Origin of the sequence: Streptomyces mangrovisoli (genome assembly GCF_000974985.2) — a bacterium.
Lineage (GTDB): Bacteria > Actinomycetota > Actinomycetes > Streptomycetales > Streptomycetaceae > Streptomyces > Streptomyces mangrovisoli.
Genome location: NZ_LAVA02000056.1, coordinates 1 through 11,802 on the forward strand (window position 1 = coordinate 1; position 11,802 = coordinate 11,802).

General features: G+C 72.7%; 9 protein-coding genes. 5 read left to right on the top strand and 4 right to left on the bottom strand.

All coding sequences use genetic code 11. From position 1 onward, the window contains the following. The 3 genes from WN71_RS42300 to ptsP all read left to right on the top strand — a co-directional run. Window positions 1–257 (top strand): hypothetical protein (locus tag WN71_RS42300; RefSeq protein WP_206300123.1); only part of this gene is annotated, 257 nt, incomplete at its 5' end. Window positions 258–387: 130 nt separating this feature from the next. Next, the gene (locus tag WN71_RS22655; RefSeq protein ID WP_046583346.1) at window positions 388–837 is read left to right on the top strand and encodes a PTS sugar transporter subunit IIA; all 450 of its coding nucleotides are present in this window, start codon (window positions 388–390) and stop codon (window positions 835–837) included. Window positions 838–946: 109 nt separating this feature from the next. Beyond that, window positions 947–2,617 (top strand): phosphoenolpyruvate--protein phosphotransferase, encoded by a 1,671-nt coding sequence (ptsP, locus tag WN71_RS22660; RefSeq protein ID WP_046583344.1) that lies wholly within the window; start codon window positions 947–949, stop codon window positions 2,615–2,617. A 90-nt stretch (window positions 2,618–2,707) separates the two neighbouring features. Here the strand turns inward: ptsP and WN71_RS22665 are convergent, their stop codons facing one another. Together WN71_RS22665 and WN71_RS22670 are read right to left on the bottom strand one after the other, a co-directional pair. Beyond that, window positions 2,708–3,601, bottom strand: coding sequence for a hypothetical protein (locus WN71_RS22665; RefSeq protein WP_046583343.1), 894 nt, complete (start codon window positions 3,599–3,601; stop codon window positions 2,708–2,710). A 24-nt stretch (window positions 3,602–3,625) separates the two neighbouring features. Further along, entirely contained in the window at window positions 3,626–4,834 is a 1,209-nt protein-coding gene (locus tag WN71_RS22670; RefSeq protein WP_046583341.1) for an MFS transporter, read from the bottom strand. Between the two features lie 180 nt (window positions 4,835–5,014). Here WN71_RS22670 and WN71_RS22675 point away from each other — a divergent pair, with 180 nt between their 5' ends. Beyond that, window positions 5,015–6,331: an aminotransferase class I/II-fold pyridoxal phosphate-dependent enzyme gene (locus WN71_RS22675; protein ID WP_046583338.1), complete on the top strand. Its 1,317-nt coding sequence runs from the start codon at window positions 5,015–5,017 to the stop codon at window positions 6,329–6,331. Window positions 6,332–6,373: 42 nt separating this feature from the next. Here WN71_RS22675 and WN71_RS22680 read toward each other — a convergent pair whose 3' ends face one another. Beyond that, window positions 6,374–8,341 (bottom strand): acetoacetate--CoA ligase, encoded by a 1,968-nt coding sequence (locus WN71_RS22680; RefSeq protein ID WP_046583336.1) that lies wholly within the window; start codon window positions 8,339–8,341, stop codon window positions 6,374–6,376. A 212-nt stretch (window positions 8,342–8,553) separates the two neighbouring features. On the opposite strand from WN71_RS22680, the gene WN71_RS22685 reads away from it, so the two are divergent. Then, window positions 8,554–10,932, top strand: a complete 2,379-nt coding sequence (locus tag WN71_RS22685) for a TIM-barrel domain-containing protein (RefSeq protein ID WP_046583335.1) — start codon at window positions 8,554–8,556, stop codon at window positions 10,930–10,932. A 100-nt stretch (window positions 10,933–11,032) separates the two neighbouring features. Here the strand turns inward: WN71_RS22685 and WN71_RS22690 are convergent, their stop codons facing one another. Further along, window positions 11,033–11,569 (bottom strand): NUDIX domain-containing protein, encoded by a 537-nt coding sequence (locus WN71_RS22690; protein ID WP_046583333.1) that lies wholly within the window; start codon window positions 11,567–11,569, stop codon window positions 11,033–11,035. Window positions 11,570–11,802: the final 233 nt, after the last annotated feature.

Sequence of the window (11,802 nt, forward strand, 5' to 3'; positions counted from 1 at the left end):
TCGACCCGATTTCCTCGGTGCTTTCCAGGTTTCCGCTCTCGCGTTTCCCTTTCCGGCGGTTCCGACTTTATCAGGGTTTCTCCGTCTCCTTGACCACCGTCTCGAACACATGCACAGGCACGCAGAAGACGACCCAAGGATTTGGATCTGACAAGTTGGATGCTGCTCAGGAAGCGCGCTTGATCGCGCTGCTCATCCTCAAGCAGGAGTACGACTGTACACGGGGCGACAGAGGGCATGCAAATCCATTAGGCTAGTGGTCTAGACCACGGATCGGGATCACTCGTGCGGAAACGGGACTTCCCATGACATACCCTGCTGCACAGTGCGCCGTCCGGGACTGGTTAGTGACGGCCCATGTACAACTCCACCCCTGGGAGGCTTCCCATGACCACCGTGACGTCGCCGCTGGCAGGTCGCGCCATCGGACTGGCCGCAGTGCCCGATCCTGTCTTCGCCGGGGCCATGGTCGGCCCGGGTACGGCGATCGACCCGGTGCGTGAGCCCTCCGAGGCCGTCGCGCCCGTGGACGGAGTCGTCGTCTCCCTCCACCCGCACGCCTTCGTCGTGGTCGACTCCGAGGGGCACGGTGTCCTCACCCACCTCGGCATCGACACCGTTCAGCTCAACGGCGAAGGCTTTGAGTTGCTCGTGAACAAGGGGGACACCGTCACGCGCGGCCAGAGCGTCGTGCGCTGGGACCCTGTCGCCGTCGAGGCCGCCGGCAAGTCCCCGGTCTGTCCGGTCGTGGCGCTGGAGGCCACGGCCGACTCCCTCGGCGGACTCCGTGAGGACGGCGACGTGAAGTCCGGCGACGAGCTGTTCACCTGGCAGTGATCTCTGCCTGCCTTACCTGCTTGAACTGGCGCTGAGGCCATCGCCGTCCTAGGACGGTCAGTAGGAGAAAACCGCGGCGGGGCCCGCCGCACTATCGGAGACGGGTGAGATGGAGACAACGCTGCGAGGCGTCGGCGTGAGCCACGGTGTGGCGATCGGCGAGGTTCGGCATATGGGAACGGCCGTGCTCGAGCCGCCGGCCAAGCAGATCCCGGCGGAGGACGCGGAGCGCGAACAGGGCCGCGCCCGCCAGGCAGTGGACGCCGTCGCCGCCGATCTGATGGCGCGGGGCAATCTGGCCGGGGGCGAGGCACAGGCAGTGCTCGAGGCGCAGGCCATGATGGCCCAGGACCCCGAGCTGATCGCGGACGTGGACCGGCGCATCGCCGTCGGCAGCACGGCCGAGCGCGCCGTGTACGACGCGTTCGCCGCCTACCGGGACCTGCTCGCCGGCGCCGGTGAGTACCTGGCCGGCCGGGTGGCCGACCTCGACGACGTGCGCAACCGCATCGTCGCGCGCCTGCTGGGCGTGCCCATGCCGGGTGTGCCGGACAGCGACGAGCCGTACGTCCTGGTGGCCCGGGATCTGGCGCCGGCCGACACGGCGCTGCTGGACCCGACCCTGGTGCTCGGTTTTGTCACCGAGGAGGGCGGGCCGACGAGCCACAGCGCGATCCTGGCGCGGGCGCTCGGCGTGCCGGCCGTGGTCGCCATGCCGGGTGCCGGCGAGCTCGCCGAAGGCACCGTGATCGCCGTGGACGGCAGTTCCGGCGAGATCTTCGTGACCCCGAGCGAGGAGAAGAAGGCCGAGCTTCAGGCGGCCGCCGCGGAGCGCAAGGCCGCGCTGGCCGCCTCGACCGGTCCGGGCGCCACCTCCGACGGGCACAAGGTGCCGCTGCTGGCCAACGTAGGCGGACCGGCGGACGTGCCGGCCGCGGTCGAGGCGGGCGCCGAGGGCGTGGGCCTGTTCCGTACCGAGTTCCTGTTCCTCGACGACAGCAAGACCGCGCCGTCGGAGGAGAAGCAGGTCGAGGCGTACCGCCAGGTTCTCGAGGCGTTCCCCGAGGGCCGTGTCGTGGTGCGGGTGCTGGACGCCGGTGCGGACAAGCCGCTGGACTTCCTGACCCCCGCCGACGAGCCGAACCCGGCGCTCGGCGTGCGCGGTCTGCGGACGCTCCTGGACCACCCCGAGGTGCTGCGCACGCAGCTCACCGCGCTCGCGAAGGCCGCGGAGGGCCTGCCGGTGCACCTCGAGATCATGGCCCCGATGGTGGCGGACCGTACCGACGCGAAGGCGTTCGCGGACGCGTGCCGCGAGGCCGGGCTGCAGGCGAAGTTCGGCGCGATGGTGGAGATCCCGTCGGCGGCCCTGCGGGCGCGTTCGATCCTTCAGGAGGTCGAGTTCCTGTCCCTGGGGACGAACGACCTGGCGCAGTACACCTTCGCCGCGGACCGTCAGGTCGGCGCGGTGTCCCGGCTCCAGGACCCGTGGCAGCCCGCGCTGCTCGACCTGGTGGCGCTGTCCGCGGAGGCCGCCAAGGCCGAGGGCAAGAGCTGCGGTGTGTGCGGTGAGGCCGCGTCCGATCCGCTGCTCGCGTGTGTGCTGACGGGTCTGGGTGTCACCTCCCTGTCGATGGGTGCGGCGTCGCTGCCCTACGTCCGGGCGTCGCTCGCCAAGTACACGCTCGCGCAGTGCGAGCGTGCGGCGGCCGCCGCTCGTGCGGCGGACAGCGCCCAGGAGGCGCGCGCCGCGGCTCAGGCGGTGCTGTCCGGCGAGTAGCCGGCCGGGGCCCGGCATCCGGGCTGTGTTGTCAGGGGCGTCCCACCCTCGGGTGGGGCGCCCCTTTCCTTTCTGTCCTTGTGGCGTCCCTCAGTGGCGGTGTCCTGGTGCGGGGTCGGGTCGGCCGAGGTCGGGCGGGACGCAGTAGTCGACGCCCGACTCGGGTGCGATGAGGTCTCCCGATTCGATGTCGGTGCAGTAGGCGTCGAAGACCTCGCCCGCGGTGAGCGGCGCGAGGCCGCCGGTACGCAGCCGCCAGCCGTAGACCAGGTCCGTGGTGCCCGGGGTGGTGGTGCGCATGACGAGGCCGCCGGGGCTGTGGGTGGCGAGGCCCAGGGCGAGGACGGTGGTGAGTTCGAGGGCTTCGGTGTCGTCGAGTTCGTGGGTGCCGTCGTCGCGTCCGTCGGACTGGAGGACGGCGACGAGGGTCTCGGGGGCGCCCGTGACGGAACAGACCAGGTGCCGGTGGCCGGTCCTGGCGGTGTCGAGGATGCGGGCGAGGAGGTCGGCGGCGCGGGTGAAGGCGGCACGGCCGATGTCCTCGCCGCAGGTGGCGCAGGGGCCGAGGCGGGCGAGCAGGGTGGTCGCGTACTCCCAGGTGGCCTGGCGGACGGCTTCGTCGATCAGGTCGGGCAGGAGGGCGGCCAGTGGCCTCCCGTCGTAGGGGACGCTGGGGCCGGTGGTCGCGATCTCGGCGGTGTAGCGGGTGCGGGTGGTCGGGGTGTCTGGGTCGAGGCCGGTGTCCGCGCAGTAGGAGGCGTACTCCTCGGGGTCGAAGAGGGCGACGGTGGTGTGGCTGCCCTGGGATGCGCGGGTCTTGAGGAGTGCCTCGACCTGCCGGAGGTAGGTGAGGTGGTCGTCGAAGGTGAAGCTGCGGTAGCGGCGCATGGCCCGGAAGTCGTGTTCGTCGGTGAGCAGGCCGATGGTGCCGGCGATCTCGCGGTGCAGTACGCGCCGCATGGTGCGGTGGTCGGTGTGCGCCATGTCTTTCCCCCTGTGCGCGGTCGATCAGTGCTCACTCACCGTAACCGGGGGCACTGACAACGCTGTCGTCCGGAGCCGGGAGCGGACCAGTCGGTGCTGGATCAGGCAGGTCACGGCGATGCCCGCGCCGAACGCGGTCCAGCCGACGGGGCCGGTGCCGAGGGCGGCGGTGACCGCGAGGGGGCCGACGCTGCGCTGGGTGGACTGGGCGAGTCCGTGGACGCCGAGGTAGGCGCCCTGGGCGTGGTCCGGGGCGAGGGCGAGGGAGAGTTCCCACGAGACGGTGGCGTGCAGCATCTCCGCGAGGGTGAAGGAGACGGCCGCGGCGACGAGGAACGGCGTGACGGTGGTGGCGGGGCCGTTCGCGGCGAGCGCCATCGCAGCGCCGCCCAGGGCGAACATCGCGGAGAGCGGGAGGAGCAGCGCGCGGGCGGCCGCGGTGGTGGTGCCGTAGCGGGCCACGGGCACCTGGAGGAGCACCACCATCACGTTGTTGAGGACCATCAGCAGAGGTGCGAGGCCGTGCGGTGCCGTGGGGCTGTGGGCGATCGCCAGGGGCAGTCCGACCTTGAAGACCGCGTCGTCGAGGAAGAGGACGGTGTCGGTGGCGACGTAGGCCAGGTAGGCGCGGTCGCGCCAGGGGGTGGTGGCGGGGGTCGTGGGGGCGGGGTCGTCGGAGGTGGCCACGGTGCGGGTGGGTGAGGAGGGTTCGCCGCAGCGCAGGGTGAGCAGTGCCACGGCGACGAACGAGACGGCGTCCCCGGTCAGCAGCCAGCTGTACACCGTGGTCGTGCCGACGGTGAGGGCTGCCGCGGCGGCGAGGCCGCCCAGGGCCCAGCCGGCGTTGGCGGCGGTGCGGGTGACCGCTTGGTAGCGGACGCGGTCGGGTCCGGCGACACGGGCGGCGTAGAGCTTGGTGAGGATGTTGGCTGCGCGGTCGCCCAGGCTGCCCAGGGCCGAGAGGGCGATGAGCGGGACGTAGGCATGGGTGGTGAGCAGGCCGAACGAGGCGATGGCGCGCACGAGTTGCAGGGCGATCAGCACGCGGGTGAGCGGGAACCGGTCGGCGAGGCGCCCGCCGAGGGGGGCGCCGGCGATGCCGATGGCTCCGGAGACGGCGGCGAGGGTGCCGACCTGGGCGACGGAGAAGTGGCTGACGTAGGTGAAGTAGAGGACCGAGACGGCGGCCCACAGGCCGCTTCCGCTGCGGTCGACGAGGGCGATGACGAGCATTCTGCGTCCGTCGCGGCCTCCTGGGACGCGTTCGGCCCATGCGGTGGCTCGGTGCGTCGTCCTCACGGCTCCCCTTGTCGTTCGGTTGTCGTGCTCGGTTGTGGTGCTCGCCTTGTTCGTGCGGTGTCGTGCTCGCCCGACCACTTGCCGGTGATTATGTATTGATACATAATCAGTAACGTGGCAGCACAATATGCGATCAGTGGTACGACGGCCAAGGGGATTTCCGCGTCCGTCGAACGAGGCGTGTCCGAGGGCGTGTTGGCGCCGGGGGCCACGCTGCCTCCGGTGCGGCGGCTGGCGGACGAACTGGGGGTGAGTCCCGGGACGGTCGCGACGGCGTACAAGGAGCTGCGCGCGCGGGGCATCGTGGTGACGCGCGGGCGGGGCGGCACGGTGGTGGCGCCGGCCTCGGCCGTGGCGTCCCGCCGCCCGCCCAAGGTGCCGCCCGGGCTGCGCGACCTGGCCGGCGGCCACCCGGATCCGGCGCTGCTGCCGTTGATGGTGCCGCCGTCGCGCCTCTCCCCCGCCCGCTCCCACCGCTCCACGCCCCGCCTGGCCCGGCTCGAGGAAGCGGTGCGGGAGTGGCTGCGGCCCGACGGGATCCCGGTGGAGCACGTCACCTTCGCGCACGGTGCTCTGGATCTCATCGGCCGGCTGCTGTCCGTGGAGCTGCGCCCGGGAGACGCCGTCGCCGTCGAGGACCCCGGCTACCACCACCTGCTCGACCTGGTCACCGCGCTGGGGCTGCGCATGGTGCCGGTCGCGGTGGACGAGGAGGGGATGCACCCGGACGCGCTGCGTCAGGCCCTGCGGGCGGGGGCGCGGGCCGTCGTCCTGAGCCCCCGCGCTCAGAATCCGTACGGAGGCTGCTTCTCGGAGGAGCGGCGCGACGCGCTCGCCGTCGTCCTCGCGGAGGAGCCGGACGTGCTCCTCGTGGAGAACGACCACGCGTCGGCCGTGGCGGACGCTCCTCTGTGGACGCTGACCGGTGCCGGCCGGACGCGCTGGGTGCACGTGCGCACGGTGAGCAAGTTCCTCGGCACCGACCTGCGCTGGGCCGCGGCGGCCTGCGACCCGGTCACGCTGGCCCGCCACGACGGGCGGATGCTGCTGACCTCGGGCTGGGTCAGCCATCTCTTGCAGGAGACGGTCCTCGGGCTGCTCTGCGACGCGGACACGCGCGCGTTGGTGGCACGCGCGCGGGAGACGTACGCGCTGCGCCGGGCGGCGCTCCTGCTCCGGCTGCGGGAGCACGGCATCGAGGCGCACGGAGCGAGCGGGATGAACCTCTGGGTGCCCGTGCGGGACGAGTCCGCCGTGGTGAACGGGTTGCGTTCGCACGGCTGGTGGGTGGCGGCGGGAGCCCGGTTCCGGCTGGCCGCCGGGCCCGGGGTGCGGATCTCGGCCGCCGAACTGGATCCGGCGGACGCGATCCGGCTGGCCGCGGTCTTCGCGGCGGTGCTCGACGAGTCCCAGGCGACGTACGGGGGGTGACGGGCCCCAAGGGGGAGCCCGTCACCGCAGGGGAGCCGCCCGTCAGGCGCGCTTGCGGGCCAGGTCCTCGTAGAAGCGCAGCAGCTCCAGGTTGTCGATGGAGCCGGGGTTGACCGCCTTCTCCAGCGGGGTGCCCTGGAGCAGCCGCTTGACGGGGACCTCGATGCGCTTGCCCGTGAGAGTGTGCGGGACCCCGGGCACCTCGATGACCTCGTCGGGGACATGGCGCGGGGAGAGCTGCTCGCGGATGGTCCGCTTGATGCGGTCCAGGAGGGCTTCGTCGAGGACGGCGCCGGGCGCCAGGTGCACGAACAAGGGCATCCAATAGCCGCCGTCGGGCTGCTCGATGCCGATGACCAGGGATTCCTTGATCTCGGGGAGTCGCTCGACGGCCTCGTAGATGTCGGCCGAACCCATCCGCACGCCCTGGCGGTTGAGCGTGGAATCGGAACGGCCGTGGATGATCACGGAGCCGCGTGAGGTGATCGTGATCCAGTCGCCGTGGCGCCACACGCCGGGAAACATGTCGAAGTAGCTGTCGTGGTAGCGGCTGCCGTCGGGGTCGTTCCAGAAGTGGATCGGCATGGACGGCATCGGGTTGGTCACCACGAGCTCGCCGACCTCGTCGATCACCGGCTGCCCGCTCGCGTCCCAGGACTGGAGGTCGGTGCCCAGGCAGGCGGCCTGGAGTTCACCGATGTGGACCGGGAGCGTGGGGACGGCTCCGGCGAAGCACGAGCAGACGTCGGTGCCGCCGCTGACGGAGGCGATCCAGAGGTCCTCGCGCACCTCGTCGTGGAGCCAGCGGAACCCGTCGGGCGGCAGCGGCGAACCGGTGGTGGCGACGCAGCGCACGGCGGAGAGGTCGAAGTCGCGCCCGGGGTGCACCCCCGCCTTGCGGCACGCCATGACGTACGCCGCCGACGTGCCGTACAGGGTGGCGCCGGTGCGCTCGGCGACGCGCCACTGGGCGCCGGTGTCCGGGTAGCCGGGGCTGCCGTCGTACAGGACGATCGTGGTGCCCGTGAGCAGGCCGGAGACGAGGAAGTTCCACATCATCCAGCCGGTCGACGTGTACCAGAAGAAACGGTCCTCGGGGCCCAGGTCGCAGTGCAGGCCGAGCTGTTTGAGGTGTTCCACGAGGATGCCGCCCTGGGACTGCACGATCGCCTTGGGCAGACCGGTCGTGCCCGAGGAGTAGAGCACCCACAGGGGGTGGTCGAAGGGCACGGCCTCGAAGACGGGCTCGACGTCGCCGGCCGTCAGGGCGGACCACTCCAGGGCGCCCTCAGGGGCATCGCTGCCCAGCAGCGGGATGTGCACGACGGCGCGCAGGGTGGGCAGCTCCCGGCGCAGTTCGGCGACGACGTCGCGGCGGTCGTGCTCCTTGCCGCCGTAGCGGTAGCCGTCGACGGTGAACAGGACGACCGGCTCGACCTGCTGGAACCGGTCCAGGACGCTGCGGGCGCCGAAGTCGGGCGCGCAGGAGGTCCACACGCCGCCGACGGCGGCCGTGGCCAGCAGGGCGACGACGGCCTGGGGAACGTTCGGCAGGTAGCCGCTGACGCGGTCGCCGGGGCGGACGCCGAGGGTGCGCAGTTCGGCGGCGAGGGAGGCCACCTGGCGGCGCAGCTCGGACCAGCTGACCGGGCGCGGCTCGTGGGTCTCGTCGACGTGCAGGAGGGCCGGTTCGTCGGCGCGGGTCTCGGCGGCGCGCAGGGCGTGCTCGGCGTAGTTGAGGGTGGCGCCGGGGAACCATTCCGCGCCGGGCATCGAGCGCTTGCCGAGCACGCGCGCGTAGGGGCTCGTGAACCGTACGCCGAACCATTCCGTGACGGCTTTCCAGAACGCCTCGGGCTCGTCGACGGACCAGCGGTGCAGCGCCGGGTAGCCGCCGTCGGCTGGGGCTCCGTGGTGCTCGGCGGTCCATGCCTGGAACCGGGTGATCTGTGCCTGGGCGATTCGCTCCGGATCCGGCTGCCACAGGGGCGTCGCGTTCTCGGTGGACATGGGGCGGCTCCAGCGGTGTGCGCTTGGTGGGCGTCGTCCGCGCACGGGCTGGGATGTGCGCGTGACACGGTGACACGGACGATGCCATGTGATCGACTTCTGCACCAGGGCGCGCTCCACATAGTCCCTGACGTGAATATGTGCCCCTGCCATGGGTGAACGGCAGTTGAACGAAGCCCCCATGCGTGACGGGCAGTGGCAGGGTGAGCAGCATGGACGGTCGTGACCTGGTGCGTTCGGTGAAGTGGGTCGGCTCCGCGGGGGCGGCGCAAGGCCTGCGCTCGGTGCGGGCCGCCTGGCGCCGGAGGCGCGCCGACGCGGCCGGGCTGCCCGCCCGGGGCGCCGAGCGCGCGCGGGTGCCCGGACCCGTCCGGGAGGCGGAGCCGGGGCCCGGGGGCGGCGTGATCCGCTTCAACCGGTCCGAGCTGCGCATCACCGTCGCGGTGAACGGGGCCGTCTTCTGGGGCTGGGACGGAGCCGCTCCGGAGCCGTCGTACGCGCTCGCGGGGCGGTGCCCGGAGCCGGACCCGCGGGCCGCGCTGGAGCCCGACAAGGACGGCGGCTGGCGGGTGGTGGCCGAACGGGTGACGGTCGTGGTCTCCCGGCACGGCGCGGTCGAGGTCACCACGCCCGGGGGCGTGGTGCTGCGCCGCGATCTGCCGCCGCGCTGGTTCGAGCCCGTCGACGGCGGTACGGCGCGCTGGCAGCAGCGTTCGGAGGTGGCGGCCGACGCACGCTTCTTCGGGCTCGGCGGGCGCGCCTCGGGGCCCAGGCTGCGCGACGGCAGCCACCGCCTGTGGAACACCGACCCCGGCCGGCCGCTCGGCCCCGGGGACGATCCGCTGCACATCACGATGCCGGTGCAGCTGGTCGTCGCCGACGCGGCGACCCACCTGGTGTTCCACGACACCTCCTGGGACGGCTCGGTGACGCTGCGGGAGGGCGTGGAGGGCGAAGGTTCCGGACACGACAGACCGGGCTCGTGCGTCGTGCGGATGGAGGGCGGGCCGCTGCGCTGCTGGGTGATCGTGGGCACCCCCGCGCGCGTGCTGCTCGTGTGGGCGTCCCTGACGGGTGCACCGGCGCTGCCGCCCGCCTGGGCCCTGGGCCATCACCACGCGCACTCGGGGCTCGGCGGCGAGCAGGACGTCCGGCGGACCGTGGCGGGGCATCAGGAGCACTCCCTGCCGCTCGACGCGGTGCATCTGGACATCGGTCACCAGGAGGACCACCAGGCGTTCACCGTCGACCAGGAGCGCTTCCCGAAGCTGGCGACGCTGGCGGAGGAGCTGCGCCGGGACGGGATCCGGCTGGTGTCGGCCGTCGACCCGGCCGTGAAGGCGGTGCCGGGCCATGCGGTGTACGACGCCGGGACGGCCCAGGACGCGTTCGTCCGGGACGCCTCGGGGCGGCTCACGGAAGGCGTCGTACGGGCCGGGGATTCGGTGTTCCCGGACTTCACGCACGCGCGGGTGCGCGCGTGGTGGGGCGGGCTGTACGAGGAGCGGCTCGCGCACGGGTTCGCCGGCTTCCGGCACGACATGAACGAGCCGACGTCCTTCACCGCCTTCGGTGAGTCCACACTCCCGCGGTCGGCCCGGCACTCCCTGGAGGGGCGCGGCGGCGACCACCGGGAGGCGCACAACGTGTACGCCCTGTGCATGGCCAGGGCGGCGCACGAGGCGCTGTGCGCGCTGGTGCCGCAGGAGCGGCCGCTCGTCCTGTCCCGCTCCGGCTGGGCGGGGATGCAGCGCTACGGCGGCGCGCTCTCGGGCGCCGTAGAACCGGGCTGGCCGGGGCTGCGCGCCGCGCTGTCACTGGTGCTGGGGCTCGGGTTGTGCGGAGTGCCGTACTCCGGTCCGGACATCGGCGCTCTCGACGGCGCCGCGTCGCCGGAGCTGTATGTGCGCCGGCTCCAACTCGGCGCGCATCTGCCGCTGCTGCGCACCCACGCGCGGGTGCGCGCGGGACGCGGGGAGCCGTGGGAGTTCGGCCCCGAGGCGCTCGGGCACGCGCGCGTGGCGCTCACGCAACGGCGGCGCCTGCTGCCGTACTTGATGACGCTCGCCCATCTCGCGCGGCGCACCGGGGCGCCCTATGCGCGGCCTCTGTGGTGGCACACGCCGGAGGACCGGGCGCTGCGCGCGTGCGAGGACGCGTTCCTGCTGGGCGACTGCCTGCTGGTGGCGCCGGTGCTGTCGCCCGGCGTGGACCGGCGCGCGGTGCAACTGCCGCGCGGCCAGTGGTACGACACGACGACGGAGCGGATGTACGAGGGTCCGGCGCAGGTGGTGCTCGACGCTCCTCTGTCGCGGATCCCCGTGCTCGCGCGCGCGGGTTCCGTCGTCCCGGTCCGCGGGGAGGACGGCGGCCTGGAGCTGGAGGTGTGGGCGCCCGCGCGCGGGCGCACCGGAGGCGGCCTGCTCGTTCCGGACGGGGGCGACGGCTGGGAGGAGCCGGAGATCGAGCGCTACGTCACCCGCTGGGAGGGCGCGCGGGTCGTGGTCGCATGCGAGCGGGAGGACGGCCCGAGCGAGCCTTCGTACCCGGTGCGCGTTCGGGGGCTGAGCGGCCGGCCGACGCGCGCGTAGGAGCCCGCGGGCGTCTCCCGTACGGCTCACGCCGGGCGGCCGCCGTACCCGGCTCGAGTACGGCGGGCACCCGGTGGCCGGGGCGCGGGATCCGCGCGGTTCACACGTAGCGGCCCTCGAACCAGGCCCGTACCGCCAGGGTGTGCAGGGGGAAGGCGAGTTCCTCGGGCCTGCGCAGCAGATGCCACCCCTGCGTCTCGTCGGTCGCGGCGGAGCGCGGCAGACCCTCGGCCGGCCGCTCCGGCAGCATCCCGAAGAGGAGCAGGTGCCCGTCGGGCGAGCTCATCGCGTCGACGAGACGCACCTCCCTTGCGGCCGCGTCGATGCCCGTCTCCTCCTTGAGCTCACGTACGACGGCGTGGCGCCAGTCCTCGCGGTGGTCGACGAAGCCACCGGGCAGCGCCACGCCTCCGCGCGCGGGAGGGATGGTCCGGGTGATGACGACCAGGGCGGTCCCCTTGGTGTCGTACACGGGCAGGAGTGCGACCGCGACCGGCAGCGGGTTGCGGTAGGCCACGGTGGTGCAGACCGGGCAGGTGCGGGGCCAACCGGAGACGCCCTCTCCGTAGGGCGCGCCGCAGCTCGAACAGTGGGAGTCCGGCGCGGAGTTGACGGTTGACTGATGAATTTCGGACACGTCGCGGACTGTATCCGATCAGCGGCGTGTCGTCTGCGGATCCGGCATCACCCCGCGTTTCACCGGGGAAGAAAGGCGCAATCGCCACATCGTGCGCCGCCCCCGAGCCCTCGACTCCGTTTCGATCATGGCTGATTCACACCGGAGAGGCGGCCGGAACCACCCCCGTCGGCCCCGGCCACCCCTCCCGCTGCATCGACGCCGGGAAGGGTCCGTTCGGTTCACCACGCGCC

What these genes read in the sequence shown, in the direction of transcription:
- WN71_RS22665 (WP_046583343.1), bottom strand. Translation starts at nt 3,601, where the DNA reads ATGGCGCACACCGACCACCGCACCATGCGGCGCGTACTGCACCGCGAG.
- ptsP (WP_046583344.1), top strand. Translation starts at nt 947, where the DNA reads ATGGAGACAACGCTGCGAGGCGTCGGCGTGAGCCACGGTGTGGCGATC.
- WN71_RS22655 (WP_046583346.1), top strand. Translation starts at nt 388, where the DNA reads ATGACCACCGTGACGTCGCCGCTGGCAGGTCGCGCCATCGGACTGGCC.
- WN71_RS22670 (WP_046583341.1), bottom strand. Translation starts at nt 4,834, where the DNA reads ATGCTCGTCATCGCCCTCGTCGACCGCAGCGGAAGCGGCCTGTGGGCC.
- WN71_RS22685 (WP_046583335.1), top strand. Translation starts at nt 8,554, where the DNA reads ATGGACGGTCGTGACCTGGTGCGTTCGGTGAAGTGGGTCGGCTCCGCG.
- WN71_RS22680 (WP_046583336.1), bottom strand. Translation starts at nt 8,341, where the DNA reads ATGTCCACCGAGAACGCGACGCCCCTGTGGCAGCCGGATCCGGAGCGA.